Below are 24,817 nucleotides of genomic sequence, written 5' to 3' on the forward strand. Positions count from 1 at the left end.
TTCACGCTAGCGGTCGTAGTCCCAGGCGTCGTATCGGTCTTGACGACGTCGTGGCGGCACCGGGGGACGTTCATCCCGGTATCGCACCGCAGGCCGGTGTGGTTCGCGTGGGGCTTCCGCGCGTGGCTCCCGGTAACGGGGCCGTTCCTCGTATCCGGCGTCGTACCCGTAGTCGTCGTATTCGTCACGGACCCGGCGCGCAGGACGACGTTCGGTGCGCATCGGGCGCTCGTCCTCCCACGGGGTGCCCAATGACGACGTCCGCCGCGATACAGGCTCGGAATCATGGGTGGGACGTCGACGTGCCGCAGACTCGTGTCGTCCGTGCCGTGTTGTGCGCGTGGTGGGCTTGTCGGCGCTACCGACACGGCGCGACATGGTCGTTTTGGCCTGTGTGCCCTCGGTATCGACCAGTGCCTGTACCCGGGTCCGGGTGGACGTCCTCGGTTTGGCTGCCTTGGTGGCCTTCTGTTTGGCCGGCTTCGCGGCTTTTTCCTTGACGGGCTTGCCGGTGAAGATTCCCCAGTACCAGCGCACCACCCCGATGATCAGGACGCCCAGCGCGGTGCTGATCATCAGCGGAAAACGTTCGATCAGCGGGTACCCGATGGTGATCGCTGTCGACTTTCCGCCGGAAAGTGGTGCCTGCGACATGATCATGTAGGCCGTCGGGATGCTCGCGAACAGGATCAGTGGCGGTTGTACGACGGCGGTGAAGATCGATGCGTACCGGACCGCGAGAACCGCGACGACGCAGCCGGCCGCGTAGCAGCCAGCGAACGCGCCGGTCAGCTTCTCACCATTGGTCATCAAGTCAAGAGCGAAACCGAGCAGGGTTCCGGCAAGCGCTATCAGGATGGCACCCCACCACGGCACGCCCGGGATATCGGGGTGTGCCGACCGGTGATCGGCTTCCACCGATGAGCGGGCGCGTTGACCTGTCACATGTTGAAAGGTACCGGTGCCGAGCCGGATGTTCGGTAACGGTGCCCGTCAGCGCGCTTGTGTCAGCAGCATCGCGCCGACGGATTCGCGTCTGCGTCGGCGTATCGCGCACGCCAAAACTCGCCTTCGGTGGGCACCGGAACACCGGGGTGGCGGCGCCGCAGATGCTCCACGTAGCGCTGGTAGTCGTGGTCGCCCATGACCGAGGTGAACCACCACAGCAGTCCCTTGATCACCTTCATGTCCGCGTCCCGACGGGTTCAGGTGTTGACCATTGTTTTTCGATTTCTTTCTCCACGTCGGTGGCCAGGAAGCCGCTGGGCGCGAAGATCCTCGAGGGCTCGTCCGGATCCTCACTTGTCGGCAGGCCCCCGGACCGGACCGCGCGCAGGCACGTCCAGGCTCCGGCGGCGACGACGATCAACACCAACGAGGCGAAGACGGCTGACAGCGTTCCCTGCACAAACGTGTTGCGAATCACGGCGTCCATGGCTTCGGGGGTCTTGGCGGTCTTGAAACTCGTCAAGCCCGCGTCCCGGGCTGCCGCATAAAGCTGGTGCTGCTTCCAGTACCCGACGGCGGGGTCCGCGGAGAAGAGTTTCTGCCAGGACGCGGTCATCGTGACGATCAGATCCCAGCCCAGGGGGAGGGCCGGGATCCATGCCCATGTGTAGAGCCGCTGTTTGACGACGATCGTCGTCACCACCGTCAGGGCGATCGCGGCAAGCAGCTGGTTGGCGATGCCGAACAACGGGAAAAGGGTGTTGATACCACCGAGAGGGTCGGTGACTCCCATGAGCAGGATCGCGCCCCAGCCGCCGACGACGATCGCTGAGCAGATCCATGCGCCCAGTCGCCAGGACGCGTCTTTGAAGCGGCGCAGCGGACCGCCCAGGTTCCCCAGCGAGTCCGACAGCATGAACCGGGCGACGCGGGTGCCGGCGTCAACGGTGGTGAGGATGAACAGGGCCTCGAACATGATCGCGAAGTGGTACCAGAAGGCTTTGGTTCCGGCACCGAAACCGCTGCCCCCGAATACGTCCGACATGACGTGGGAGATCCCGATGGCCAGTGTCGGGGCTCCGCCGGTGCGCGAGACAATGGAGTTCTCACCGATATCGCGTGCGGTTTGCGTCAGCTGCTCACCGGTGATCTTCGGGCCGCTGAGCGGCAGGCCGTTGACGTAGGCGGCGGCGGTTTCGGCGGTGCCACCGGTCGCCGCGCTGGGGGCGTTGATCGCGAAGTACAAGTGCTGGTTGAGGATCGCCGCCGTGACCAGGGCCATGACCGCGACGAACGACTCGGTGAGCATGCCGCCGTAGCCGATGAAGCGGGCCTGGCTTTCCTTCTCCAGCAGTTTGGGGGTGGTCCCCGAGGAGATCAGTGAGTGGAAACCCGAGAGCGCCCCGCAGGCGATGGTGATGAACAGGAAGGGGAACAGCGATCCTGCGAATGCCGGTCCCGCGCTGTTGAAGGCGAACTGGCTCACCGCCGGAAGCTGCGCCACCGGCCGGGCGATCAGGATGCCGATGGCCAGCATCGCGATGGTCCCGACCTTCATGAACGTCGACAGGTAGTCGCGGGGAGCCAGTAGCAGCCACACCGGCAGCACCGACGCCGCGAATCCGTAGAACATCATCAGCCAGGCGATGGTGGTCTTGTCGAGGCTGAACAATGTTTCGCCCCAGCCCGATTCGGCAACCCAGCGCCCGGAGATGATCGCGGTGAGCAGTAGGGCCACTCCGATGACGGTCACCTCGCTGACCTTCCCCGGCCGCAGGTAGCGCAGGTACACGCCCATGAACAGCGCGATGGGGATGGTCATCGCGATGGAGAACACACCCCACGGGCTTTCACCGAGGGCGTTGACGACGACCAGGCCCAGTACCGCGATGAGGATGATCATGATGACGAAGATCGCGACCATCGCCGCGACTCCGCCGACGGTGCCCATCTCATCGCGGGCCATCTGGCCGAGGCTGCGGCCGCCACGCCGGGTGGAGATCACCAACACCAGGTAGTCCTGCACCGCACCCGCCAGCACGACGCCGACGACGATCCAGATGATGCCCGGCAGGTATCCCATTTGCGCGGCCAGGACCGGGCCCACCAGGGGGCCTGCACCGGCGATGGCGGCGAAGTGGTGACCGAAGAGCACCCGTCGGTCGGTGGGGATGAAGTCCTTGCCGTTGTCCAGCGTCTCGGCGGGTGTGGCGCGGTCATCGCGAGGTCTGACGAGTTTGCGTTCAATAAGCTTGGCGTAGAACCGGTATGCGATGAGGTAGGTGCAGATCGCCGCGACGACAAACCAGACCGCGTTGACGTGTTCCCCGCGAAGTAGCGCGATCATCGTCCAGGCGAAGGCACCCAGTAGTGCCACCAAAATCAGCGCCACGCGGGCGGTGGGTGAGGGTGCCCGATTGTCGATCACGCCGACGGGTGGCAGATCGGGATCGGTGCGCAACAGCTCGACGCCGGGCGGGGGAGTCTGGACTTGCGGCTCATCTGTAGCCATGCGCGCTACCTTATGTGCCCGCCGTCGGGCCCCCCTAGTGCGTCGACCCGCTGTTCAAGATCAGGGAAAGATCGGGGCCATCCCTGATGTGCCTCGTGATCTTGATTCATAGCGTCGAGCCGTGAGTAAATCAGCGTGTTTTGCAACAGCTTTGGATGCCATGGTGGTGGTTCTCCCGGTTGCGGCAGTGGCGCTGGCGGCCGTTGCGCATGCGGGGCCACAGGGTTACGGCGACCCTGAAGTGCTGATCACTTCCCTTGAGGAGCAGGGCAATTACGTCATTCTCAGTCGGGTGGGTGATCTCCCGATCGAGGACTGCACGGTAACCGAGGTTCGCCAGGGCGCCTCGGTGTACCGGTATGAGCGGGCTGTCGGATCCGATTCCAACACCACCCCCACGAAGGTCTTGGACCACGGAACGTACTACGTGCACCTGAAATGCTGAGTCGAAAGTCAGGAAACATCAGGGACTTCCCCGATGCGCCAGGGTGTTTCGGCGGTCTACGGTGAACTCATGACTACTGCACTGCGACGTCCCCGCGCCGGAACGATGATCGGCGGGGTGTGTGCGGCCTTCGCGCAACGTTTCGGATGGGACGTCACGATTGTCCGAGTCCTGACGGTCGCGTCGATCCTGCTCCCGGGACCGCAGGTGCTGGCCTACCTCGTGTTGTGGGCGCTCATTCCTCGGGAGCAGTGAGGCGCGGGCGGAAAGTTAATTTTTCGTAACCACCGGGTGTATGACACTCGGCACGGGGGCAAATCGTGGGTTAGTCTGCGCACATGCGGCCATACGAGTACCCCCTACGGGTTGCCGTGCTGGTCGTTGTCCTCGGTGTCCTGTGCTTCGTGGGCGTGAATCCGGGAAGCGTTGTGGGCCAGTCGTCGATGTCGGCGATGCAGGTCCTCGATCCGCAGGCCAGTGCGGCGCCCGGGGAAGCGCCCGAGGTCGATGCTTTCGCCCAGGTCGTGCAGATAGCCAAGATGTGCCGCGGGGTCCTCGCGGGGTCGATGCTGCTGGTGCTGGCGTTTGTGCTGCGCTACGTGCTACTCACAGCGGCGCGGGGATCGCCTGTGCTGCAACGGATTATTGGTCACCATGGCCGGGCCGTGCTACTCAAAGGCTGTGTCCATAGGTGCTGATGTGGTCGGTGCGACCCGACCCATGTCAGTCATGCCGCGATATCGCGGTTCTAAGCAGGAGCATCCATGTTTTCTCGTTGTGCGATTTTTACGTTGACGGTCGCGGGGGCACTACTGGTGGCGCCGTCGGCGCTGGCCGGCCCGGAGGACGGTGAGAGTGCTGCAGACGTCATCGCCGATCTGGAGTCTCGCGGCAACATCGTGGTGGTCAATCGCGTCGGGAGTGGGCCCATGGCCGATTGCAAGGCGACGGCTGTGCGGCCCGGTCGGCTCTTGGCGCCGGGCGCCTCGATCAACGCCCCAGGGGCCAGCTGGGGTGGCTCCATTCTGTCGACTCATCGGGTCATGCACGTCGACATCACCTGCTGAGATCGGCCACTGACTAACCACTGAGGAAGTCCAGCAGCACGATCGCGTGATTGTGCTCGGGGTCTTTCGCCGCATACAGCAGCGTGAGGGTGCCATGTGTGCGCTCGAGTTCCCGCGCGACGTCTATTGCGGGGTTGGTGGCCAGCTCGGCGCGGTACTCGTCGGCATACAGACCCCAATTTTCGGCGGGCGCGTGGTGCCAGCGGACCCGCAGATCGGGGCTCGGGGCGATCTCCTTGAACCAGAGATCGACCTGAGCGGCGGCCTTACTGACCCCGCGTGGCCAGAGCCGGTCGACCAACATGCGATAACCGTCCGAGGGGTAGGGAGTCTCGTAGATTCGCTTGGTGGAAAGGGTCACCTCAGCATTCTTATCCGCCGCGGTCCGTAGACTCTCCATCTCGTGAGCTTGAACTTGGGAATCGTTGGTCTGCCGAACGTCGGAAAGTCGACGCTGTTCAACGCGCTGACCCGCAATAACGTGCTGGCAGCCAACTACCCGTTTGCGACCATCGAGCCGAATGAAGGCGTGGTGCCGCTGCCGGATCCGCGCCTGGACAAGCTGGCGGAGGTATTCGGTTCGGCACGGACGCTGCCCGCGACGGTGACGTTTGTGGACATCGCGGGAATCGTCAAGGGCGCCTCCGAAGGTGCGGGCCTGGGGAACAAGTTCCTGGCCAACATCCGCGAATGCGATGCCATCTGTCAGGTGGTGCGGGTGTTCGCCGATGACGACGTCGTGCACGTCGATGGACGCGTCGACCCGGCTGCCGATATCGAGGTGATCGAGACCGAGCTGATTCTGGCCGACATGCAGACGTTGGAGAAGGCCGTGCCGCGGCTGGAGAAGGAAGCCAAGACCAAGAAGGAACGTCAGCCGCTCGCCGATGCCGCCAAGGCCGCGCAGGAGGTGCTCGACAGTGGCAAGACACTGTTCTCGACGGGGAAGGACTGGTCGGCGGTGCGGGAGCTGAACCTGATGACCACCAAGCCGTTCCTCTACGTGTTCAACGCCGACGAGTCGGTGCTCGGCGATGAGGAGCGAGTGGCGCAGCTGCGCGAGTTGGTGGCGCCTGCCGATGCGGTGTTCCTGGACGCGAAGATCGAGTCGGAGTTGCAGGAGTTGGACGAGGAGTCCGCCGCTGAGCTGCTGGAGTCGATCGGGCAGACTGAACGCGGGCTGGACGCCTTGGCGCATGCGGGTTTCAATACGTTGAAGTTGCAGACTTACCTGACCGCCGGGCCAAAAGAGGCGCGCGCGTGGACGATTCATCAGGGCGATACCGCGCCGAAGGCTGCCGGTGTCATCCATACCGACTTCGAGAAGGGCTTCATCAAGGCCGAGGTGGTGTCGTTCGAGGACCTCGTCGAGGCCGGTTCGATGACCGCGGCGAAGGCCGCAGGCAAGGTCCGGATGGAAGGCAAGGACTACGTCATGGTCGACGGTGACGTGGTGGAGTTCCGCTTCAACGTCTGACCTGCGTGTTAACGTGAGTGTCGTGGCGGCGACGTCTGCCACATTCTGCGCTTCCAGGTGAACGATCACCTGAATCATTGCGGAGGGCCTGAGCTGATCAGGACATGTCCGGATGGGGTGCTGCGCCCTCTGGCGCGCCAATTCCATTGCGCCGATGTACCGCTATCGGCCGACGAAAGGACATGACAGTGGCTACGAAGGACGACAAGAACCTCCGGCAGGTCCTCGACAAGATCGCGGGGATGAATGAGCCTGCGCGAGGTGTCATGCGGCGCATGCACGACGTGATTGTCGCTGCTGCACCCGAACTCAAGCCGCGTATTTGGTACGGCATGCCGGGTTATGCCAAGTCCGCGAGCAGTCCTGTCCTCGTCTTCTTCCGGAACGACGACATGATGAGCCTTGGGGTGAGCGAAAAGGCCACACTTAAGCCCGCCGGGGGCGAGGACGGACTATTGATTCCTGCGGCGTGGTACTTCGAGGGCCTGGATAACGTCACCGAGCGGCGCGTTGCCGAGATCGTCCGCGCCGCGATCACTTAGCCGATCGCGGTCGAATTCTGCTTCAACATCTGATCACCCGATGGGTTCAACCCACTGAGCGCGGGATGGTCCGGCTTCGAAGGGTTCGCCGAAGTACTGCGTTTCGCGGATGACCTCGCCGTCGTCGAACTCCATGATGCTCACCACATGAAAGGGCTGCGCGTCGTAGGTCGTGACGAGCTCGCTGACCCATAGATCGCCACCACCGGCGATTCGTCGCACGGTGAAGCGCTTCGCGTTCGGTTGGGCTTCGCGTGAGGCTTGAATGTTGGCGCGGCCGCGGATTCGCTCTCCGGACTGTGGGTACTCAAGAACCGCATCACGTCGGTAGAGGCGGTGTTCGGCATCGAAGTCGTTCGCGTCTGAGGCGGCCCAGTGGGCTTCGAGCGCGCCTCGCAGATCGCTGTCATTCATAGCCGGCCTTTCTTTCGATCAGATGCTTCCAGCTTCCCTGACTTGTCGGGGTGCGTGCCTAGCATCTGCCTCACCACACAATCCGCCGATCACGGTGGCAGCTCAGGAGGTCTATCGATGAGATTCGTTTCGACCCGGATCATCACAGCCGACGTCGATCGGTTGGTCACGTTCTACGAGATGGTGACCGAGGCAGCAGCTGTCTGGGCGAACGAACTCTTCGCCGAGATTCCGACATCGGTCGGCACACTGGCCATCGGCAGCGACAAGACCGTCCCGATGTTCGGGCAGGGATCTGCCGAGCCGGCGGCCAACCGCTCAGCCATTCTGGAGTTCATCGTGGACGATGTGGACGCCGAGTATGCGCGGCTTCGCGCGCAGCTCTCCGAGGTAGTAACGGAGCCGACGACGATGCCGTGGGGTAACCGTGCGTTGCTGTTCCGGGACCCTGACGGGAATCTCGTCAACTTGTTCACGCCGGTCACGGATGGAGCGCGCGCTAAGTTCGGCGTGTGACTTGTCGCCTCGCACCACCTGGGCCAGCCGTCAAACGGCGTGAGGCGATCTGATGGCGCTGGTTTCGGCGGCGGTATGCCCGCACCCAATGATGTTGATACCCGACATTGCGGGCGATGCGGATAGAAAGTGGCGGCGGCTGCGTGATGCGTGCCTGGAAGCGGTGCGCCAAGTAAATACTCCGATATTTGGTGGGGGGCAGGCGATTGCGTGGAATGCGCCCCATCTGGTCGTGATCGTCGGCGGTGACGATCTGACGAGGAGTTTCGATCCGGCCTGCGTGTACGGAAGCCTCTGGTCGAACGGTATCTGCTGGAACTACGGGTGGGGCATCGACAGTGAGGATCCTCAGCCGTTACCGCTGTCGCTGACTCTGGGCGACTGGCTCATGACTAAATCCCGGATAGGCGAAAAGGGGATGATCGTCGCCGATGTGGCCTTCCAAGCTGTCGATTTCGGCGCGTCGCGGCAGGTGTGTGCTGAGCTGGGGCGGGATTTGGCCGGCCGCGCCGAGCGTGTCTCGATGATCGTTATGGGCGAAGGATCCACGGGTATGACCGCAGCCGCCCGCGCACGGGACGCCGAGGACGCAAAGCGGAGCGATGACGAGGTGATGCGGGCACTCGGCGAAGCCGATGCGAAGGCCCTTGCCAATCTCGAGTTCCAGGGGACCGCCACCGGGCGGGCGGCGTGGCAGGTTTTGGCGGGTGCGGCTGGCGATCAACGGTTCCGCGGCCACCTTCACGCGAATGGATCGCGCAGATACCGAGGGTACTTCGCCGCCAGCTGGAGGTCTCAGTCGTAGAACTGCACGAGGCAGAACTCATGCCCCTCTGGATCGAGCATGACGAGCACCACGCCCTCGTCGTAGTCGTGGCGCTCGCCCGACCAAGATCCCGCCGAGGCTCTCTACTTGGCTTCGCGCAGAATCGATGTCATCGACTTCGACGTCCAGATGCAAGCGCACTTTTGAGGTCTTGACTTCGGGTACTCGTTGAAAGGTGAGCCGCGGTTGATCGCCATTCCGTGTGCCCAGGCTAGTCCATCCTCGATCCTCACCGTGTTCCGTGGACGGCGCAATATCCAGCACTGCACCCCAGAACGATGCGAGGCGCTCGGGGTCGGTGCAGTCGATGGTGAGCCCGACCCAGCGATTGGTCACTGGGTGATTGTCGCTCATAGCCGGGCACTTGCGTGTGCTGTGAGAAATCAGCGGTGCGTCAATCCTGCATGTACGACACGACCGCCATCATCCCGGCCTCGCCGTGATAGATGTTGTGGCAGTGGGTAAGCCATTGTCCGGGGTTGTCGGCGTCGAAGTCCACCTCGACGGTCTTCATGGGCGCGACGAGGACCGTGTCCTTTCGGGCGCGGTACGCTCCCTTGGTATCGCGGACCGCGAAAGTATGCCCGTGCAAATGCATGGGGTGGAACATCATTGAGTCGTTGATGAAACGTAGACGGACGCGTTGCCCTTCGCGTACGGGTAGACCTTCGCGCGGGTCATAGGTCTTGCCGTTGATGGTCCACGTGTACTTGCCGACGGGACCGGCCAATCGCACATCGTGCGTCACATCGGGATCGCGGCGCCCGAGTTGCACCTCGGGGGTGGCGGTCAACGTCGCGGTATCCAGCGGCACCTGGGACTTCATCAGCATCGCGGCGTCTTCGGCGCGCCCGCGCACCGGTGTATCGCCCGAACGCAGAATCAATTGTGCGAAGCCTTTTTTCCCTTCGGGGACAGCGACCAGCGGCATCGACGCAGCCGGAATGGTGACGACGGCGTCGACGCGTTCGCCCATGGTGACCAGGATGGTGTCGGCCTTGTAATGCTGTACCGGGAAGCCGTCGGTGTGGGTGACGATCATCGGTACGCCCGGAATGCTGACCCGGAACGCCGTGTCGCCTCCGGCGTTGACGATGCGCAGCCGCACTCGCTGCCCGGCGCGATAGGTAGCGGACTGTGGGTCGGCCGGTACCCGTCCGTTGATCAGATAGTGGGGATACACCACGTCACCGGCATCCATACCCAGGGGTGCTGTCGGGTCCATCCCCATGCCGCCCATGGAGTGGTCCATCGGTGGCATGCCCTTGGCGCGTAGCCCTTCGAGTACGTGATCGGGATCCGTGCCGGTGCCGTCGATCCAGTCGTCGAGCACCACCACCAACTCCTCGTCGTAGTCGGTGCGCTCGTCGGGATCCTCGATGATCAGCGGAGCGTAGAGGCCTCGATCGATTTGCGTTCCGACGTGGGGGTGGAACCAGTACGTCCCGGCGTGCGGTACCGCGAACTCGTAGTCGAATACTCCGGTCGGCGAGATCTCTGACTGGGTAACGTCCGGCACACCGTCCATGTCGTTGCGCAACGCCAGACCGTGCCAATGGACGGTGGTGGGCGCCGGGAGATTGTTGACCAACTGTGCACGAAGAATTTCGCCCTTGCGCAGACGGATCTCCTGACCGGGTACCCGGCCCCCGTATGCCCACGTCGACACGCGCGTTCCGGCAAGGTCGAGCTGAGTGGGACCGGCGTTCAGGGTGAATTGCCGGACGCTAGCCCCCGGACCTCTCCTGGCCGCTTCCACGGCGGCGATCCTGGGCGAATTGGGGTTGATGCGTTGCCCGGTGGCGGCTCCCGACGAGTTCTTGCTGCAGGAAGCCAGGAATCCTGCAGCCGCAACCGTCATTCCCCAACGCAGAAGCTGACGTCGGCCAAGCAGTGGTGACATGCCAGTGGTCATACTGTTCATGTATACCCCATGGGGGTATTGGACGCAATCGCGCGCAGCTCGATGCTCGTGTTGAGTGCCGACCACGGAGAGGTCGCGATCCGATTACATACCCCGTAAGGGTATGCAAAATGATGCTAGCCTGGCTCCCATGTCGACCCGAGTGCGCCGCAGAAGTGGCCGGGCTCGGCTATGGCTTGTCGCACTCCTGATCGGGACGATGGCGAGTCTGCCGATCCTGCACTGCGTTGCCAGCGACGGCGGTCCCGACGTGCCACATCATCAGGCGACACACGCCGCGCTTCCCGGACACGGTCCGTCGGCCACGCACGCACACCTGGACAACGCGATGCATCAGATGGCGTGTCACACCGTGGACGGATTGTTCGGGTTGGCCCGGGGGCATAGCCCGCTGCGGATTCTTGTCGTGCTGGCGGCGCTGGCGCTGACCGCGCTGGTGTTCCAGCCGTTGGCCACCTGTCTGTCGCGCGGGCCGCCCTTGCCGGTCGGCTGTTACGGGGCCCGGACGGGCCGCGACATTCTCACCAACCTCTGCGTCATTCGGCGCTGATCGGCTCTCGGGCAGGGCGGGGTTCCGCCATGCCCACACGTGCCGTCATCAGCTTCCCGGCCGCCTCGATGTGGCCCTCACGCAGGGATTCCCATGAACAACAGCATTGCTCTGTCATCTCGTCGTAGCTGCACTCATCAAGGACCGAGGTTCCACGACCCCAACACATTGGTGGGCAACACCCCCGTGTTGTGGGTCTCGGAGCCATTCGCAACTCCGGGTACCGGCTTCTGGGCCAAACTCGAAGGCCATAACCCCAACGGCATGAAGGACCGGCCGGCGCTGCACATGATCGAACAGGCCCGGGAACGAGGAGATCTCAAGCCGGGCGCCATGATCGTCGAATCAACCAGCGGAACGCTGGGGTTGGGGCTGGCACTGGCGGGGATCATCTACCGTCACCCGGTCACTCTGGTCACCGATCCGGGCCTGGAACCGATCGTCAGCAGCATGTTGACTGCTTACGGTGCGCGCGTAGACACCGTCACCGAACCGCACCCGATCGGCGGCTGGCAGCAGGCCCGCAAGGATCGCGTCGCGGAAATACTTGCCGCCGAGTCAGATTCGTGGTGCCCCGACCAATACCAGAACCCCGACAATGTCGACGCCTACCGCGGGCTCGCCGAGGAGCTGATCGACCAGCTGGGCACCGTGGACACGCTGGTTTGCTCGGTAGGGACCGGCGGACACTCGTCGGGCGTGGGACGTGTTCTGCGGGAACATAATCCGAACCTGCATCTGGTGGGGGTCGACACCATCGGCTCGACAATTTTCGGCCAGCCCGCCGGCTCGCGGCTGATGCGAGGGCTCGGGTCGAGCATCTATCCGGGCAATGTCGACTATGCAGCGTTCGACGAAGCCCATTGGGTCGCACCGAATGAGGCGGTCTGGGCGGCACGGACCCTGGCCGCTACTTACCACGCCAGCGGCGGATGGAGCGTCGGCGCGGTGGCGCTGGTCGCGGGCTGGGTGGCGCGAACCTCAGCTCCCGGCGCGCGTGTCGCCGCGATATTCCCCGACGGTCCGATGCGCTATCACGGCACAATTTACGATGACGACTACTGCCGCAGCCACGATCTGCTGGACCGTCCGCCCGCGCAGGATCCCGACGTGATTGATGATCCATCGGACCGCGTGGTAGATCGATGGACCAGACTGACCCGTGTGATCGACCCGATAGGACGGAAGGCGTGATCCAGACATTCCGCCAGTTCCGGTCTTTCGATCGGCCCAGCCAGATCTTGATGGTGAACCAGTTCGCCATCAACATCGGCTTCTACATGCTGATGCCCTATCTCGCCGGATACCTGGCCGGTCCATTGGGTTTGGCCGCGTGGATGGTGGGCCTGGTGATGGGAGTCCGAAACTTCTCACAGCAGGGCATGTTTCTGGTTGGCGGCACGCTGGCCGACAGGTTCGGATACAAGCCGCTGATCGTCGCAGGATGTTTGTTGCGCACCGCCGGATTCCTCATGTTGGCGTTTGTCGGCACCTTGCCGGCCATACTGATCGCCTCAGCCGCAACAGGTTTCGCGGGTGCCCTGTTCAACCCCGCGGTGCGCGCCTACCTGGCGGCGGATTCGGGGGAGCGCAGGGTCGAGGCCTTCGCGGTCTTCAACGTCTTCTATCAGGCGGGAATCCTGTTCGGGCCGATCGTTGGTTTGGCCTTGACCGCCTGGGACTTCCGGATCACCTGCGCCGTGGCTGCAGCGGTTTTCGCGTTCCTGACGGTCATCCAGTTGACGGCACTGCCGCCCAACCGCGCCGAGCCGGACGCGACTGCAGATCATGCTCCGGTGCTTGCCAGCTGGCGTTCGGTGGTGTCCAACAGGGCTTTCCTGTTGTTCTCCGGGGCCATGATCGGCTCCTATGTGCTGACATTTCAGATGTACCTGGCGTTGCCGTTCCAGGCGGCGCTGCTCACCGACGACAAGAAATCCGAAACAGTTTTGGTGACAAGCATCTTTGTGGTGTCCGGGCTGGTGGCCATCGCCGGTCAGGTACGACTGACCGGCTGGCTGTCCGCGCGGTTCGGCCCCAGCCGCAGCCTGGTGCTCGGGATGCTGGTCATCGCGGCGGCCTTTGTGCCGCTGGCGCTGCTACCCACAGCGGCGTCGGCAGGGCGACTCGTCGCGATCGCCGCGTTGCTGTTGTCAGCGGCCCTGCTGGCGGTGGGGACCATCGCGACCTTCCCGTTTGAGATGGACACCGTGGTCAGGCTGGCGGGCAATCGTTTGGTGGCTACTCATTACGGCTTGTACAACACCATCGTTGGTGTCGGCATTCTGGCCGGGAACCTGTTGACCGGATCCATCTTCGGCTACACCCAACAGCACGGTAAACCCTCGTTGCTATGGGTCTCGCTGACCGCCGTCGGCCTGGTCTGTAGCGCGGCATTGTTTGCGTTGCGCCGGGCCGGGCTACTCGACAGGGATAGGAAAGTGGCGCCGGCTGCCAGTGCGTGAGTAGTTTGTGGAGGCCATGACCAGCCCTGCCAAGTCCATTAACCTCGTCAATCTCGAGAGCGTGTCGAAGTCATACGGTGTCAAGCCGTTGCTCTCCAACGTCAGTCTCGGGGTGCAAGCGGGAGACCGCATCGGGGTGGTGGGCCTCAACGGTGGTGGCAAGACCACCCTGTTGGAGGTGCTCGCCGGCGTCGAACCCGCAGACCAGGGCAGGGTCAGCCGAGTTGGGGACCTGCGCCAGGCCGTCGTCACCCAGCGCGACGACCTGGAGGGCGAGACGGTCTTCGACGTCGTGATCGCGCCGCTGGGCGTCGCCGAGCACGAGTGGGCCGGTGACGCACGGATCCGTTCGATTCTGGACGGTGTGGGGGTGGCCGCGCTGGGACTGGACCGGCGCGTGGATCAACTCTCCGGGGGCCAGCGACGCCGGGTGGGGCTCGCCGCCGCGCTCGTTCGGGACCTGGACCTGCTGATCCTTGACGAGCCCACCAACCACCTGGACGTCGAAGGCGTGCAGTGGCTTGCCGAACACCTTCTTACGCGGCGCACCGCGCTGGTGGTTGTGACGCACGATCGCTGGTTCCTGGATACCGTCGCCACCCGTACCTGGGAGGTGGTCGACGGCAGCGTCGAATCGTACGAAGGCGGATACGCCGACTGGACTTTCGCGCGCGCGGAACGCGGACGGCAGGCCGATGCCGCGGAGGCCCGTCGCCGTAATTTGGCGCGCAAGGAGCTGGCGTGGTTGCGGCGTGGCCCGCCCGCGCGCACCTCCAAGCCCCGATACCGGATCGAGGCGGCCGAAGCCCTGATCGCCGATGTGCCACCGCCGCGAGACTCGGTGGCGCTCACATCATTCGCGCGTCGGCGCCTGGGCCGTATCGTCATCGAACTCGAGGACGCGACGGTCACAACGCCCACTGGTGAAGAGCTGGTGCGTGATCTGACCTGGCGTCTGGCTCCGGGCGAGCGCATCGGCCTGGTGGGGGTCAACGGATCTGGGAAGACGACCCTGCTGCGCGTGTTGGCCGGCGCGGTGCCGCTGGCTGCGGGGCATCGAAAAGAGGGCAAGACGGTCAGCATCGGCTGGTTGCGTCAGGAACTCGACGACCTACCGGAGGACATCCGGGTACTCGACGCGATCGAGTCGATCGCTCTGCGCATCACACTGGGAGACAAGGAACTGTCCGCGTCCCAGGTTGCCGAGATGCTCGGATTCAGCCCGGCGCGTCAGCGCACACCGGTCGGGGATCTCTCCGGCGGTGAGCGCCGGCGGCTGCAGTTGACGCGCGTGCTCATGGCGGAGCCGAACGTGCTGTTGCTCGACGAGCCCACCAACGACCTGGACATCGAAACCCTGCAGCAGGTGGAGGACCTGTTGGACGGCTGGGCGGGCACCCTGGTGGTCGTCAGCCACGATCGGTACCTCATCGAGCGAGTCTGCGATTCCACCTGGGCACTGTTCGGTGATGGCAAGCTGACCAACCTGCCGGGTGGCATCGAGGAGTACCTGCGCCGGCATGCGCAACCGATCGCGGCGCCCGTCAAATCGGCACCGGACCGCGGCCGCGATGGCGCAGCCCTGCGAGCCGCGCAAAAGGAACTCGGCCGGTTGGAGCGGGCCGTCGCCAAGCTGGGCGAGCGCGAGGCCACTCTGCACGCGCGGCTCGCCGAACACGCCACCGACCCGGACCGGGTGGTGACGTTGACGGCTGAACTCAATGCCGTCGTCGCCGAGAAGGACGCCACCGAGCTGCAGTGGATGGAGCTCGCCGAAGAGCTCGAGTAGTCCGGGCCAGAATTCAATAAAAAGGCGAGGGCAGTCGGTGTGACTGCCCTCGCCTGTTGAACGGATTGGGTGAGAAACGTCCGGGACTTGGCCCGGCATGCGATGCGCTACGCGCCTCGCCGATGCGTCCCCCCTCTGGGGGTTCGCCAACCTGCCGTTATACGGCTAGCGGGAACCACTCATCGGTCTGCTCCGTGTTGTCGCCCTCGACCAGCAGCTCGCCGCTGTAGATGGCTTCGAAGTCGATCTCGATGACCGTGGCACCGAATTCCTCGTTCGTCATGTACTGAACAGTAGGGGTCACTATTAAGAAATCATTGAGTCACGAATCGGAAAAGTCTGGCAATTTTCGCTAGACGCATCGGCCCAGGTCATAGACCATGAGCGACCTTGCTGAACTCTTAAGAAAACGGGTTGGTGCCCTTAATGAGCACCCAGGCGGCAATTGCGGCCCCGAATCCGGCCACGACCAGCACCGATGAGACCGCATTCGGCCACTGTTCGCGGCCGAATCGCCCGTCCACAGAGATGCGTCCCGGTCCCATGAGGATTACCGCAGTGGCTGCGGCGGCAAGCACCAGCGGGAATTGCACTTCCGTACGGGATTGAAAGAGATCACTGCGCACCGAGTAGCCCAGGACTGCCGAGTAGAGCATCGAACCCAGCACCGCGCAGCCACCCAGGGGCGTGAGCAGTCCGGCGATAAGTAGCGCGCCGCCGATGCTGTATGTCGCCGCGAGCACGCGTGCCGCCAGATCGGCGGACGCGCTGGCCGTCGAGCCCAGTTGCACGAACTGTTCGGAGGCGAACACGACGTTCAGCCCGCTCCAGCACAGCGTCACTCCCACTGCGACACGCAGGATCAGGAGTCCAATATCGTTGCGGGTCAACGGATCGCTGTACTGCTTGGCACTCGGCACGCCGGGAGTCTATGGCACGCGCGTTAGGGTGAACCCGCTATGGCAGCGGTCAGCTCCCGGTACGACGACGGCAACGCGGTTCCCGGCGTACCGTCCGTGCGCATCGCACGCGCCGACCTGGCAGCGATCACGGCGCTCACTGCTCTTGTGTTCGGTTGGGCCAGTAGGGGTTACGGATACTTCTTCGACGAGGCATACTTCGTTGTCGCCGGGCGAGATCACCTGTCCTGGGGGTACTTCGATCAACCTCCGTTGGTGCCGTTCATCGCCGGCATGGCCGACAACATCGCGCCCGGATCGTTGTGGGTGCTGCGTCTGGCGGCCACCGCGGCGGTGGCGGTCGGGACGTTGATGTGTGGGTTGATCGCCGCCGAGCTCGGCGGCGGCCGCCTTACCCAATCTGTGTCGGCGATTGCCTATGCGACGGCCATGTTTCAGATCTTGGCGCACTGGTTGCAGACACCGGCGATCGATCCGGCCCTGTGGGCGGTGGTGTGTTGGCTGCTGGTGCGCTGGACTCGTAGCCTCCGGGAACGATTGCCCGATGATCGCCTGCTGCTCTGGGCGGGGATCGTCACCGCCGTCAGCATGCAGACGAAGTTCCTCATCCCAGCCCTATGGCTTGCGGTGCTGCTGAGCGCGGCGGTACTCGGGCCGCGGACGCTGCTGCGCCGCAGGCGACTGTGGATCGGGGCCGCGGTCGTCGTCGTGACTACCGTCCCGACCCTTATCTGGCAGGCCACCCATGGCTGGCCGTATCTGCGGATGGCCGGCATCGTGGCGGCGGAGTCCGAGCGCGGAGCGGCGCTGCTGGCGGGCATGCTCCTCGGGTCCGCTGTGATCGGCCTGGTGCTGCTGCTGGCCGGGGTCGTCGCGCTGGTGGCGGCGCCCTCGCTGCGGCCCTACCGGTATCTGGGATCGGCCGCGCTGTTGGTCAGCGTGCTCATGTTCGCCTCTCACGGGCGCGCCTACTACGGCATGGGGTTGTATGCCCTACTTATTGCCGCGGGTGCGGTGGGGCTTTCTCGGTGGCGCCCGGTCCGTCCCGCGATGCGCGGCGTGGTCTACACATTGATCGCGGTGGTGACGGCCGCGTCGGTGATCATGGCAATCGTCCGGCTGCCCATCGTGTCTGAATCGGCTGCCGCACGCTGGTTTTCCTGGGCCGGTGACATGGGGCCGACCATGCTCGCCGAAGGCGATCACTCCACGGAGGGGCTGCGACAGATCGCCAGGGACACCTACGACTCGATGCCGCCGGAGGTACGCACCCGCACGGCCCTGGTCGTACAGATCTATCCCATGGCCGCTGCCTATGACGTGGAGGCCGGACGTGAAGGAATCTCGCGCGCGTACAGCTTCCACCGCGGCTACTACTACTTCGGGGCGCCACCGGAATCCATGACGGACATGATGTACATCGGCGTGGACGACCCGGATCCCAGGCTCGCTCAAGGATTCCGGGGTGTGCAGCGGATCGAGCTGTTGCACGCGCCAGGGGAGGACGAGGCACATGTCTATCGGTACTACGGCAGAATTGCGCCGTGGCAACGGCTATGGGACGACTGGCGCACCTACAAGTAGGTGTCGGGTGACGGCGGTCAATGGTCTTCGCCCAAGGGGCTCATCCGTCGAACAGATGGCGCCCCGCGACGCCCAGATGTACTGGATGTCGTCGAAGATCCCGAACGATCAGTTTCTGCTGTTCTGCTTCGACTCGCCGACGCAGGACATCGCCTCGGTGTGTGCGGTGATCGCCGAACGCGCGACCCGGATCGCGGACCTACGGGTTCGCGCTGTCGACGTCGCCGGGCACCTCGACTACCCCTACTGGGGGCCGCGTGATGAATCTCAGGTGCCGATTACCGTGCATGCGCTGGCGGATTCCAGCTGGCCGCATTGCCGATCCGCGATCGCCGCGCTGTTGACCAGTACTGTCGACGTTCGCGAAAGTCCCTGGCATCTACATTTTTTCCCTGGAGTGAACGGTGCGCCGTGGGTGTCCGGTGAGGCCCTCGTGGCGGTGCTGCAGGTATCGCACGCGCTGGCCGACGGCAGGCGGGCCACCGAAGCGGCGCGCGCATTGTTCGGTGACGAGGCACCCGAGAGCGGCTCGTTACCCGGGGTGCCGGGCCATGCCGCCCTGCGTGGGCTGGTGGACTTCCCGGCGAATCTGGGACGGCTGCTGGGCGCGAGCAGAGATGGATACGTGGCCTACAAACGGCAGCAGGAACTTGTCGCGGCGGGTGAGATGGAACCGGAACTACAAGGATTCCCGTTGATTTCGCTGAATGCTCGGCCCGATGACCTTCGGGAAATTCGGATGATCGTGCGCCCGCGCGACCAACTTCGCACCGAGGACGTCAGCGTGACCGTCGCGGTGATGACGGCGATCGGTACGGCGCTACCGCAGTATCTGCGCGATCACGGCCAGTGGGTGCCGGACAGGTTGGGTGCCGAGGTGACCGTCGCGGTGCCAGGGGAATCTATGGCGCGCAACAACTTCCGGAACGTTGGTGTGGACCTGTGCTGGGGTGAGCCGGATGTGCGCGCCCGGGCACGGCAGATAGCGGACGGCATCGAGCGCAGGCGTCATCGTGCCGCGCATCCGGTCCTGGTCGCCCAGCGCGCAGGCGGAGCGGCGCTACCGGCGCCGATGATGTGGGCGGGTGTCAACGCCTTCAATGCCGACCTGATGCCGCCCACCGTGGCGGGCAACACCGTGGTGTCGAGTGTGGTGCGCGGTGCCGCCGATCTGATGCTCGGCGGCGGGCGAGTGGCGTTCACTGCGGGGTTCCCGGCGCTGTCGCCGGTCATGGGCCTGACCCATGGAGTGCATGGCATCGGCGACACCGTCACGGTGAGCGTGCACACCAGCGCGGCGGTGATGCCCGATGCCGATCACTACGAAGGCCTGCTGGCCGATGCGCTGACCGAGGTTTCTCGCCAGCTGCGATGAGTTTTCTCCTCGGTGCGGGTCGATACCGGTATGCCGACTATTACCCCTTGCCTCTGGTTCGACACCCAGGCCGCCGAAGCCGCCAACTTCTATGTGTCCGTGTTCCCGAACTCGCGGATCCTCGAGGTCACCCATTACGGGCCGAACACCCCGATGCCGGAGGGCACTGTGCTCACCGTCGAGTTCGAACTCGATGGACAGCGGTACACCGCCCTCAACGGCGGACCTCAGTTCACCTTCGATGAGGCGATCTCGTTTCAAATCGACTGTGGGTCTCAAGACGAGGTCGATCGCTACTGGGAGGCGCTGACCGCCGACGGGGGACAGGAGTCCCAATGCGGTTGGCTCAAGGACAAATTCGGGGTTTCCTGGCAGGTGGTGTCGCGCGAGCTGATCGACCTGATCTTCCATTCCGATCCGGTCACCGGTGATGCGGCGATGCAGGCCATGATGACCATGCGCAAGCTCGATGTGGCTGTCGCCCGGGAGGCGGTCGAAGCGGCACAGGCCGGTTCCTAGGGCCGCTCCCATTTCACGTCAGCTAAGTCCGGCATGGTTTGCCGGGAGTTCTTACACTGAATCCGATGGCTGTCGAGGGTTGCATGGGGTACACGCGCGGTTGCCGCTGCCCAAAATGCGTCAGGCACCGGCGGCGGCACGAGGACCGGATGGCGCAAGCACAGCAGGATGCCGTGCAAGAGCGGGTAGAACGCCGGGCCCGGTGGCAATCCGACCTCGCGGACGGGGGCCCCAAGTCGCCCCCGAGTCAAGTCGTGGAACCCGCCGATCATGCGCGCGAGTTGGAGCGGGAACGGTCTCGCGCTCAGCATTTGCAGGGACAGATCGCGGCACTGCGTGAGATGGCGGCTCAACATTCGCCGGGGGCGGACAGCGGAGTCTTAGCCCTGCTGCAGATGCGTCAACTTGCCGAGCTGTTGGAGCAACACCGCGATCAGCTTCGGCTGCTGCTCAACGGATCGGCCGTCGACGAGCAGCAGCCGGCGCTCGATCCCTAGCGCTCGTCCCCGAAGTCCACGTTCCAGCCCATGGACTTGTAGCGGCGTATCTCCGATTCGCGTCGTTGCTTTTCGGCGCGTTCATGCTCGGTCCAGTCGCCGATGACACCGGGGGATGCCTTGGGTAGATCGCCGAACAGCTCGTTGCCGTTGTCCCAGTTGATGAGGAACTCCGGGGTCTCGTGTTCGTCGTCCTCTTCGCCCTTGCCGCCGTGGCCGTGGGCACCACCCATGGGTGCCATGCCCATGCCACCCATACCCATTGCGCCACCGCGGACTCCGGCGCCACCGATGCCGGCGGGGTTGGTGCCTGTGCCGCCTCCCAGGCCGGGAACACCTGCGCCACCGCGCAATGCTCCAGGGCCGCTGAGGGTTCCGGTGCCCGAACCCGAGCCCGACGGCGAGCTGTAGCCCGCCGCGGTGGTGCTGCCCAACGGGAGGCCGGAGCCGGTCTTGTCTGAGCCGCCGCCAAGGCCGCTGAGGGCGTTGCCCAGTCCGCTACCCGAACCGCCGCCGGAGCCGCTCTGGGGGCTGCCGCCACCGGAACCGTTTCCGCTACCGGAGCCCGCGCCTTGGCCTTGGCCGCCTTGGTTACCTGAGCCGTCGCTGTAGGCGGGTTTGGTGTCCTTGTTGGCGAGACCATCGGTGGCATTGTTTGCGCCGCCCGCGCCCTGACCGCCGCCCGAGCCACCGCCGTTTTGGCCGCCGCCGCCCGTACCTTGGCCGCCGCCTGGGCTATTCGCAGATTGCGGAAGCGTGATGTTGCCCGGGTTGTTTCCTTTTGGCGGTTGGACGTCGGTGACGTTATCGCCTTCGCGCACGACCGGCTCGCTGAACAGACCGACCATCTGAAGTCGGGCCAAGAACTGCTCTTGATTTTTCCGCTGTTGTACGTCGGCATCCGACGATCCAGAGTTCTTCATCTGCGAGACCTGGGCGTCGGACATCGGCGGCTCGATAGTCCGCTTGGCGGTGCTCATCGCGTCGCCAAGCGGCGGCATTCTGTCCGCCACGTGACGGATGCTCAGGATGCCTCTCTCCGAGGCCCGGAAGTAATCAGACATGTTGGTCTGTAAGGATTTTGCGGCCGCACCGCGCCAGTCCTCAACCAGCATCCCCTGCACCTTGCCGCCGAGCGTGTTCATTATGTCGCCCAGTTGCTCGGCGATGCTGTTGATCGACTCCTTGGCTATCTGCGGGTTGCCGGTTTGGAATGCCTGGGCAGCGTTGTAGATGGACTGGTGGTCGCGGCCTTCCCAGTGTTCCTTCTGGATCTGCTTCTTCCCCATGTCTTCTCCTCCTGAAAACTATTGGTTCTAGGGTATTTTCGGCTCGATCTGCGTCATGATCTGCAGGGCCAACGGGCATTGGTCGTAGTGCTGGCGAGTCAAGTCGAGATTGAGATCAACCTGCACAGCGGCGATTGCTTGCTGGGACGGGACGACAATCGTGCAACTCATGCCCTCGCGGTCGTGCAACAGCCAGCCCGTTCGAGTGCCGATCGTCACTTGTTCTTGTCGGTCCCACCGATCATTTAGACGTTCGAACCCTGATACTGAGCCGTCTACCGCGTATACCTTGACTCCCCACTTAGGCCCGTCCCAGATGCAGCCCCGGACATTCTGGCCAAAGGCGGTGGTGTGGGCATCGCGACTGCCAGGCTTGACTTCCCATGTTGCAACATCTGCGTCGGTGATCGCAGTGCATGCATCGAAGGTGGTGCCCTTAACCCGGTCGGGAACGGTGGTCTTGGTGGTCGAGGCCTTACTAGTGTCGGCAGAAGTTGATGGTGATGACGCTGGATTCGGTATGGGAGTCCCTTGAATGCCGTTGTGTGTACACCCCGCGATAAGTGCAGTCGAAGCTGCGATAACGGCGATCCATCTCATGGGTTTAAGTCTTCCTGACCTGTCAGCTGGTAGTGGGCGGTGGGTAGACACCCAGACCGTTGCTGTCGATTGTGTCGCCTCTGAGCTGCTGGAATGACTCGGAGTTTCGATGTTCAGTGTTGTCGTACTCGTTCTGAGCGACCTTGGCCCACTCGGCCCACGTGTTCACGGTGTCGATGTGGGCGTTGATTACCGAGAGGACGGAGGCGGACTCTCCAGCTACCAGATCTGTCAGTGCATTGTTCCAGGACGTGCCTTCGGCGCATGCTCCCATGCCGAGCTCAGCCACGAATGCTTTCGTATCTCGTCGGAGAGCTTCCAGCTTGTCTACCGCCGCGCTGAACTCCTGTGACACCTTCATCGCGGCGCCAGGCGCTAGATGCAGCTCGTTCATATCGAGTCCTGATTCTCCGGGCATGGACGCTCCTCTCGCTGGTCGGTTAGACAGTATTGCCCCATATATAGCTCCGACGTCGGATGAGCCAGTTTGGTTCCATGTTTTTGACGATTGCTGCGGTCTGATGCTGCTCTGCACCCGTGCAGGGGCTCAGCATGTTGCTGCGCGAGGGTTCAGCTCGAGGCATCTCGCCCCCGTGTCTACTCTCTCGGCTCGTTGAAATTTGAACTATCTGAAAATTTCTCGCTGCTCATTGGAACCTGGTGGTGGGCTGAGGCATCGTTAGTAGTAGGCAACGAGCTCGATAACAGGAGGGGGAGCGGTGGTGACTCAGGGCAATCACGGCCTTAGTGGACGGGCTGAGGTGACCATTGACAGTGGGAACTTGCCTGTTGCAGTCAGGTTCGTAGGCTCGCTGAGGCCGCAGGAGTATGAGCGGGCGATTGCTGTTGGCTATGGGAATGCCCTGCTGGCGCAGGCTCAGGGCCTGCTAGAGGCCGGTGGGGAGGGATCATTTAAATCACTGCCATCTCGCCGTCAAAAGATGCTCGACTTTCTGGCTGCAACCACGTGGGATCAATACATGGAGAAAGCTGTCGCTGCTTTTGGGGGCACTTTCCGGGCTGAGAGTCATTTCAGAGACCGCCACGGCAAACCTGGAGTGACTCTGGTGGCCGACAACACCACAATTGCAACGCTTGATGTCTCCCCAGACTGGGTTGCTGAAGTTGGGGCAGGCGTCGTTGCGGGTGAAGTGGTCCAATGCGGTTCAAAGATCAGATCGATGCGCTCTAGTGCGACTGTGGCATCTAGTACAGATTGCGACGAATCGGATGACCAACTTGAAGTCCGATTACTAGCTCATTTGACCAACTTGCTCTTAGCTAGAGAGAGTTAAATTATGCCGCCGTCCAAGAAACAGCTCAACGTATCAATTGCACGTATGAATACAGCTTCTAAAGGCTGGCAGAAGACCTCAAGTGACCTGTCTCAAGCCAGTGATAAGATTTCTGAACTTAAATTCAGCAAGCTGGAGGCGGGAATATTTCAACACGCCTATCAGGCTTACATTGACGCCGCATCTTATGTCCAAGAACGTATGAAGGAAGGTGCATTGGAGGCCGCAAATATCTCCTCCACGCTCAAGGCTAATGCTGACACGTATCAGAGGGAAGAAGATAGCAACACGCACGCAATAAAGGGATTGTATTAGGGGTGATTAGTGGTTGAAAAACCAGATTATGAGGGTACTCTCAGCCTGTTCAAAAGTAAGAAAGATGAGTGTGGCGATCTAAAAGAAAAGGCACATGATGCTTTCAAAATACTCCGCAACGTGATCAGTGGGATTGGGTTCATTGGATTTCTTACCGCTGAATGGCTTGACACCAAAGAATCTGAGGTGACAGAGCATATTGAGGATCTTTTGAAGAAGCTGGACGAGGTTCTGAAGGGTTCTGATGCCCCAAGTACATTTATCGACTACTCACATGCGTGGAAGAGCCAGGTGCAGAATCACGTCAAAGACGCCAGTGACACGGCCAGTCAAGACACCACTTTTGGCGGGTACTGGACTGGTTCCGCCGCCGGTAAATACGGGGAAGCGCGAAACTTGCAGGTGGCTGCGCTGGGAGCAGCCTATGAAATGAACAATCAAGTTTCTCAGAAATTGATGGACTTGGCCGACAGTGGATGGAACTTCTACAAGGACCTGATTCAAGCATTGAGCGGATTCCTGAGCAAGGTTACTGGGGCGATCGGAAAGATCGCTGCCGTGATTACAGCTCCCTGGGGAGTGTCCGACACTATTGATTGTCTAACTGGGGTTATCGATTTAGTAACTCAACTGGAGACGTCCAAGGAGTCTGCTTTGCGTGAACAATACAAGGCAAAGCTAGAGTTGGATAGTATGCCCTCAATTACTAGGGGCCTGCCCGGAGGTCATTGGCCGATCGCAACAACTGATCGTTATAATGATGCTTCGGTAGCTGATGGCACAAATGACTGGTCGGTAGAATCTGATGTGAATAAGTCATGATAGGTGCAGTGAGCGGCTATTCCCGGCGGATCATGATGCTGATTATTGGGCTCGGCCCTCTGATGGCTGCTGTTACAGGCTGTGTGCCTACAACTCGGAGCGGCGATCCCACAACGTCGGCGAATA

At 62.9% G+C, this 24,817-nt stretch carries 31 protein-coding genes; 19 read left to right on the forward strand and 12 right to left on the reverse strand.

Annotation, left to right across the window (positions count from 1 at the left end):
- Positions 1 to 6: 6 nt before the first annotated feature.
- The 3 genes from B4393_RS01230 to B4393_RS01240 all read right to left on the reverse strand — a co-directional run bounded on the left by B4393_RS01230 (position 7) and on the right by B4393_RS01240 (position 3,460).
- Entirely contained in the window at positions 7 to 945 is a 939-nt protein-coding gene (locus B4393_RS01230) for a DMT family transporter (RefSeq protein ID WP_191988876.1), read from the reverse strand.
- Positions 946 to 1,007: 62 nt separating this feature from the next.
- The gene (locus tag B4393_RS01235) at positions 1,008 to 1,187 is read right to left on the reverse strand and encodes a YbdD/YjiX family protein (RefSeq protein WP_070936117.1); all 180 of its coding nucleotides are present in this window, start codon (positions 1,185 to 1,187) and stop codon (positions 1,008 to 1,010) included.
- Positions 1,184 to 3,460: a carbon starvation CstA family protein gene (locus tag B4393_RS01240; RefSeq protein WP_109558352.1), complete on the reverse strand. Its 2,277-nt coding sequence runs from the start codon at positions 3,458 to 3,460 to the stop codon at positions 1,184 to 1,186. The genes B4393_RS01235 and B4393_RS01240 overlap by 4 nt, the downstream gene beginning before the upstream one ends.
- A 121-nt stretch (positions 3,461 to 3,581) precedes the next feature.
- Between B4393_RS01240 and B4393_RS01245 the strand changes: the two genes are divergently transcribed.
- From B4393_RS01245 to B4393_RS01260, 4 genes are all read left to right on the forward strand, one after another.
- Entirely contained in the window at positions 3,582 to 3,905 is a 324-nt protein-coding gene (locus B4393_RS01245) for a hypothetical protein (RefSeq protein ID WP_078278935.1), read from the forward strand.
- A 33-nt stretch (positions 3,906 to 3,938) separates the two neighbouring features.
- Positions 3,939 to 4,160, forward strand: a complete 222-nt coding sequence (locus B4393_RS01250; RefSeq protein WP_078278933.1) for a PspC domain-containing protein — start codon at positions 3,939 to 3,941, stop codon at positions 4,158 to 4,160.
- A 116-nt stretch (positions 4,161 to 4,276) separates the two neighbouring features.
- On the forward strand, positions 4,277 to 4,603 hold the full coding sequence (locus B4393_RS01255) for a hypothetical protein (protein WP_078332975.1): 327 nt from the start codon (positions 4,277 to 4,279) through the stop codon (positions 4,601 to 4,603).
- Positions 4,604 to 4,669: 66 nt separating this feature from the next.
- Entirely contained in the window at positions 4,670 to 4,972 is a 303-nt protein-coding gene (locus tag B4393_RS01260) for a hypothetical protein (protein ID WP_078332601.1), read from the forward strand.
- Positions 4,973 to 4,985: 13 nt separating this feature from the next.
- Here B4393_RS01260 and B4393_RS01265 read toward each other — a convergent pair whose 3' ends face one another.
- Complete coding sequence (locus tag B4393_RS01265; protein ID WP_078332602.1) at positions 4,986 to 5,372, reverse strand: DUF488 domain-containing protein; 387 nt, start codon at positions 5,370 to 5,372, stop codon at positions 4,986 to 4,988.
- A 3-nt stretch (positions 5,373 to 5,375) separates the two neighbouring features.
- On the opposite strand from B4393_RS01265, the gene ychF reads away from it, so the two are divergent.
- Together ychF and B4393_RS01275 are read left to right on the forward strand one after the other, a co-directional pair.
- On the forward strand, positions 5,376 to 6,449 hold the full coding sequence (ychF, locus tag B4393_RS01270; RefSeq protein ID WP_078332603.1) for a redox-regulated ATPase YchF: 1,074 nt from the start codon (positions 5,376 to 5,378) through the stop codon (positions 6,447 to 6,449).
- A 182-nt stretch (positions 6,450 to 6,631) separates the two neighbouring features.
- The gene (locus B4393_RS01275) at positions 6,632 to 6,991 is read left to right on the forward strand and encodes a DUF1801 domain-containing protein (protein ID WP_078332604.1); all 360 of its coding nucleotides are present in this window, start codon (positions 6,632 to 6,634) and stop codon (positions 6,989 to 6,991) included.
- A gap of 33 nt (positions 6,992 to 7,024) precedes the next feature.
- On the opposite strand, the gene B4393_RS01280 is transcribed toward B4393_RS01275, so the two are convergent.
- Positions 7,025 to 7,405 carry a nuclear transport factor 2 family protein gene (locus tag B4393_RS01280; protein ID WP_078332605.1) on the reverse strand — a complete coding sequence of 127 codons (381 nt, stop codon included), beginning with the start codon at positions 7,403 to 7,405 and terminating at the stop codon, positions 7,025 to 7,027.
- Between the two features lie 117 nt (positions 7,406 to 7,522).
- On the opposite strand from B4393_RS01280, the gene B4393_RS01285 reads away from it, so the two are divergent.
- The gene (locus tag B4393_RS01285; RefSeq protein ID WP_078332606.1) at positions 7,523 to 7,921 is read left to right on the forward strand and encodes a VOC family protein; all 399 of its coding nucleotides are present in this window, start codon (positions 7,523 to 7,525) and stop codon (positions 7,919 to 7,921) included.
- A 52-nt stretch (positions 7,922 to 7,973) separates the two neighbouring features.
- Positions 7,974 to 8,726: a class III extradiol ring-cleavage dioxygenase family protein gene (locus B4393_RS01290; protein WP_236743089.1), complete on the forward strand. Its 753-nt coding sequence runs from the start codon at positions 7,974 to 7,976 to the stop codon at positions 8,724 to 8,726.
- Between the two features lie 18 nt (positions 8,727 to 8,744).
- Here B4393_RS01290 and B4393_RS01295 read toward each other — a convergent pair whose 3' ends face one another.
- Together B4393_RS01295 and B4393_RS01300 are read right to left on the reverse strand one after the other, a co-directional pair.
- A complete protein-coding gene (locus B4393_RS01295) occupies positions 8,745 to 9,101 on the reverse strand; it encodes a VOC family protein (protein WP_236743090.1) in 357 nt (118 codons plus the stop codon).
- Positions 9,102 to 9,141: 40 nt separating this feature from the next.
- The gene (locus B4393_RS01300; RefSeq protein WP_078332976.1) at positions 9,142 to 10,662 is read right to left on the reverse strand and encodes a multicopper oxidase family protein; all 1,521 of its coding nucleotides are present in this window, start codon (positions 10,660 to 10,662) and stop codon (positions 9,142 to 9,144) included.
- Between the two features lie 139 nt (positions 10,663 to 10,801).
- On the opposite strand from B4393_RS01300, the gene lpqS reads away from it, so the two are divergent.
- From lpqS to B4393_RS01320, 4 genes are all read left to right on the forward strand, one after another.
- Positions 10,802 to 11,221 (forward strand): putative copper homeostasis (lipo)protein LpqS, encoded by a 420-nt coding sequence (lpqS, locus tag B4393_RS01305; protein ID WP_109558350.1) that lies wholly within the window; start codon positions 10,802 to 10,804, stop codon positions 11,219 to 11,221.
- Between the two features lie 168 nt (positions 11,222 to 11,389).
- Positions 11,390 to 12,415 (forward strand): PLP-dependent cysteine synthase family protein, encoded by a 1,026-nt coding sequence (locus tag B4393_RS01310; protein WP_078332609.1) that lies wholly within the window; start codon positions 11,390 to 11,392, stop codon positions 12,413 to 12,415.
- Positions 12,367 to 13,686, forward strand: a complete 1,320-nt coding sequence (locus tag B4393_RS01315) for an MFS transporter (RefSeq protein WP_078332610.1) — start codon at positions 12,367 to 12,369, stop codon at positions 13,684 to 13,686. The genes B4393_RS01310 and B4393_RS01315 overlap by 49 nt, the downstream gene beginning before the upstream one ends.
- A 7-nt stretch (positions 13,687 to 13,693) precedes the next feature.
- Entirely contained in the window at positions 13,694 to 15,475 is a 1,782-nt protein-coding gene (locus tag B4393_RS01320; RefSeq protein ID WP_078332611.1) for an ABC-F family ATP-binding cassette domain-containing protein, read from the forward strand.
- 157 nt (positions 15,476 to 15,632) lie between these two features.
- Here the strand turns inward: B4393_RS01320 and B4393_RS28270 are convergent, their stop codons facing one another.
- Together B4393_RS28270 and B4393_RS01325 are read right to left on the reverse strand one after the other, a co-directional pair.
- Positions 15,633 to 15,758: a hypothetical protein gene (locus tag B4393_RS28270; RefSeq protein ID WP_005059458.1), complete on the reverse strand. Its 126-nt coding sequence runs from the start codon at positions 15,756 to 15,758 to the stop codon at positions 15,633 to 15,635.
- Positions 15,759 to 15,876: 118 nt separating this feature from the next.
- A complete protein-coding gene (locus B4393_RS01325; RefSeq protein WP_078332612.1) occupies positions 15,877 to 16,395 on the reverse strand; it encodes a DoxX family protein in 519 nt (172 codons plus the stop codon).
- A 39-nt stretch (positions 16,396 to 16,434) separates the two neighbouring features.
- Between B4393_RS01325 and B4393_RS01330 the strand changes: the two genes are divergently transcribed.
- From B4393_RS01330 to B4393_RS01345, 4 genes are all read left to right on the forward strand, one after another.
- Entirely contained in the window at positions 16,435 to 17,979 is a 1,545-nt protein-coding gene (locus B4393_RS01330) for an ArnT family glycosyltransferase (RefSeq protein WP_078332613.1), read from the forward strand.
- 55 nt (positions 17,980 to 18,034) lie between these two features.
- Positions 18,035 to 19,354, forward strand: a complete 1,320-nt coding sequence (locus B4393_RS01335) for a WS/DGAT domain-containing protein (RefSeq protein ID WP_109558348.1) — start codon at positions 18,035 to 18,037, stop codon at positions 19,352 to 19,354.
- 30 nt (positions 19,355 to 19,384) lie between these two features.
- Positions 19,385 to 19,873 carry a VOC family protein gene (locus tag B4393_RS01340; protein WP_078332614.1) on the forward strand — a complete coding sequence of 163 codons (489 nt, stop codon included), beginning with the start codon at positions 19,385 to 19,387 and terminating at the stop codon, positions 19,871 to 19,873.
- Between the two features lie 149 nt (positions 19,874 to 20,022).
- Positions 20,023 to 20,370 (forward strand): hypothetical protein, encoded by a 348-nt coding sequence (locus B4393_RS01345; RefSeq protein ID WP_070936081.1) that lies wholly within the window; start codon positions 20,023 to 20,025, stop codon positions 20,368 to 20,370.
- Here the strand turns inward: B4393_RS01345 and B4393_RS01350 are convergent.
- Genes B4393_RS01350 through B4393_RS01360 form a run of 3 tightly spaced genes read right to left on the reverse strand, consistent with a single transcriptional unit; the run spans position 20,367 to position 22,677 of the window.
- Positions 20,367 to 21,659, reverse strand: coding sequence for a hypothetical protein (locus tag B4393_RS01350; RefSeq protein ID WP_078332615.1), 1,293 nt, complete (start codon positions 21,657 to 21,659; stop codon positions 20,367 to 20,369). The genes B4393_RS01345 and B4393_RS01350 overlap by 4 nt on opposite strands.
- A 27-nt stretch (positions 21,660 to 21,686) precedes the next feature.
- Positions 21,687 to 22,259, reverse strand: coding sequence for a DUF3558 family protein (locus B4393_RS01355; protein ID WP_078332616.1), 573 nt, complete (start codon positions 22,257 to 22,259; stop codon positions 21,687 to 21,689).
- Positions 22,260 to 22,281: 22 nt separating this feature from the next.
- A complete protein-coding gene (locus B4393_RS01360) occupies positions 22,282 to 22,677 on the reverse strand; it encodes a hypothetical protein (RefSeq protein WP_078332617.1) in 396 nt (131 codons plus the stop codon).
- A gap of 343 nt (positions 22,678 to 23,020) precedes the next feature.
- Here B4393_RS01360 and B4393_RS27415 point away from each other — a divergent pair, with 343 nt between their 5' ends.
- The 3 genes from B4393_RS27415 to B4393_RS01370 are packed head-to-tail and all read left to right on the forward strand — an operon-like array spanning position 23,021 to position 24,691.
- On the forward strand, positions 23,021 to 23,554 hold the full coding sequence (locus B4393_RS27415; RefSeq protein ID WP_133052540.1) for a hypothetical protein: 534 nt from the start codon (positions 23,021 to 23,023) through the stop codon (positions 23,552 to 23,554).
- 3 nt (positions 23,555 to 23,557) lie between these two features.
- On the forward strand, positions 23,558 to 23,869 hold the full coding sequence (locus tag B4393_RS01365) for a type VII secretion target (RefSeq protein ID WP_078332618.1): 312 nt from the start codon (positions 23,558 to 23,560) through the stop codon (positions 23,867 to 23,869).
- A 9-nt stretch (positions 23,870 to 23,878) separates the two neighbouring features.
- Positions 23,879 to 24,691: a hypothetical protein gene (locus B4393_RS01370; RefSeq protein WP_078332619.1), complete on the forward strand. Its 813-nt coding sequence runs from the start codon at positions 23,879 to 23,881 to the stop codon at positions 24,689 to 24,691.
- Positions 24,692 to 24,817: the final 126 nt, after the last annotated feature.

Origin of the sequence: Mycobacteroides franklinii (genome assembly GCF_002013895.1) — a bacterium.
In the GTDB taxonomy this organism is placed as follows: domain Bacteria; phylum Actinomycetota; class Actinomycetes; order Mycobacteriales; family Mycobacteriaceae; genus Mycobacterium; species Mycobacterium franklinii.

Excerpts from the sequence above, each read along its gene's own strand:
- B4393_RS01235 (WP_070936117.1), bottom strand. The coding sequence starts at position 1,187 with ATGAAGGTGATCAAGGGACTGCTGTGGTGGTTCACCTCGGTCATGGGC.
- B4393_RS01240 (WP_109558352.1), bottom strand. The coding sequence starts at position 3,460 with ATGGCTACAGATGAGCCGCAAGTCCAGACTCCCCCGCCCGGCGTCGAG.
- B4393_RS01250 (WP_078278933.1), top strand. The coding sequence starts at position 3,939 with ATGCGCCAGGGTGTTTCGGCGGTCTACGGTGAACTCATGACTACTGCA.
- B4393_RS01260 (WP_078332601.1), top strand. The coding sequence starts at position 4,670 with ATGTTTTCTCGTTGTGCGATTTTTACGTTGACGGTCGCGGGGGCACTA.
- B4393_RS01265 (WP_078332602.1), bottom strand. The coding sequence starts at position 5,372 with ATGGAGAGTCTACGGACCGCGGCGGATAAGAATGCTGAGGTGACCCTT.
- B4393_RS01275 (WP_078332604.1), top strand. The coding sequence starts at position 6,632 with ATGACAGTGGCTACGAAGGACGACAAGAACCTCCGGCAGGTCCTCGAC.
- B4393_RS01280 (WP_078332605.1), bottom strand. The coding sequence starts at position 7,405 with ATGAATGACAGCGATCTGCGAGGCGCGCTCGAAGCCCACTGGGCCGCC.
- B4393_RS01285 (WP_078332606.1), top strand. The coding sequence starts at position 7,523 with ATGAGATTCGTTTCGACCCGGATCATCACAGCCGACGTCGATCGGTTG.
- B4393_RS01290 (WP_236743089.1), top strand. The coding sequence starts at position 7,974 with ATGGCGCTGGTTTCGGCGGCGGTATGCCCGCACCCAATGATGTTGATA.
- B4393_RS01295 (WP_236743090.1), bottom strand. The coding sequence starts at position 9,101 with ATGAGCGACAATCACCCAGTGACCAATCGCTGGGTCGGGCTCACCATC.
- B4393_RS01300 (WP_078332976.1), bottom strand. The coding sequence starts at position 10,662 with ATGACCACTGGCATGTCACCACTGCTTGGCCGACGTCAGCTTCTGCGT.
- lpqS (WP_109558350.1), top strand. The coding sequence starts at position 10,802 with ATGTCGACCCGAGTGCGCCGCAGAAGTGGCCGGGCTCGGCTATGGCTT.
- B4393_RS01315 (WP_078332610.1), top strand. The coding sequence starts at position 12,367 with ATGGACCAGACTGACCCGTGTGATCGACCCGATAGGACGGAAGGCGTG.
- B4393_RS28270 (WP_005059458.1), bottom strand. The coding sequence starts at position 15,758 with ATGACGAACGAGGAATTCGGTGCCACGGTCATCGAGATCGACTTCGAA.
- B4393_RS01330 (WP_078332613.1), top strand. The coding sequence starts at position 16,435 with ATGGCAGCGGTCAGCTCCCGGTACGACGACGGCAACGCGGTTCCCGGC.
- B4393_RS01335 (WP_109558348.1), top strand. The coding sequence starts at position 18,035 with ATGGCGCCCCGCGACGCCCAGATGTACTGGATGTCGTCGAAGATCCCG.
- B4393_RS01340 (WP_078332614.1), top strand. The coding sequence starts at position 19,385 with ATGCCGACTATTACCCCTTGCCTCTGGTTCGACACCCAGGCCGCCGAA.
- B4393_RS01345 (WP_070936081.1), top strand. The coding sequence starts at position 20,023 with ATGGCGCAAGCACAGCAGGATGCCGTGCAAGAGCGGGTAGAACGCCGG.
- B4393_RS01350 (WP_078332615.1), bottom strand. The coding sequence starts at position 21,659 with ATGGGGAAGAAGCAGATCCAGAAGGAACACTGGGAAGGCCGCGACCAC.
- B4393_RS01355 (WP_078332616.1), bottom strand. The coding sequence starts at position 22,259 with ATGAGATGGATCGCCGTTATCGCAGCTTCGACTGCACTTATCGCGGGG.
- B4393_RS01360 (WP_078332617.1), bottom strand. The coding sequence starts at position 22,677 with ATGCCCGGAGAATCAGGACTCGATATGAACGAGCTGCATCTAGCGCCT.
- B4393_RS01365 (WP_078332618.1), top strand. The coding sequence starts at position 23,558 with ATGCCGCCGTCCAAGAAACAGCTCAACGTATCAATTGCACGTATGAAT.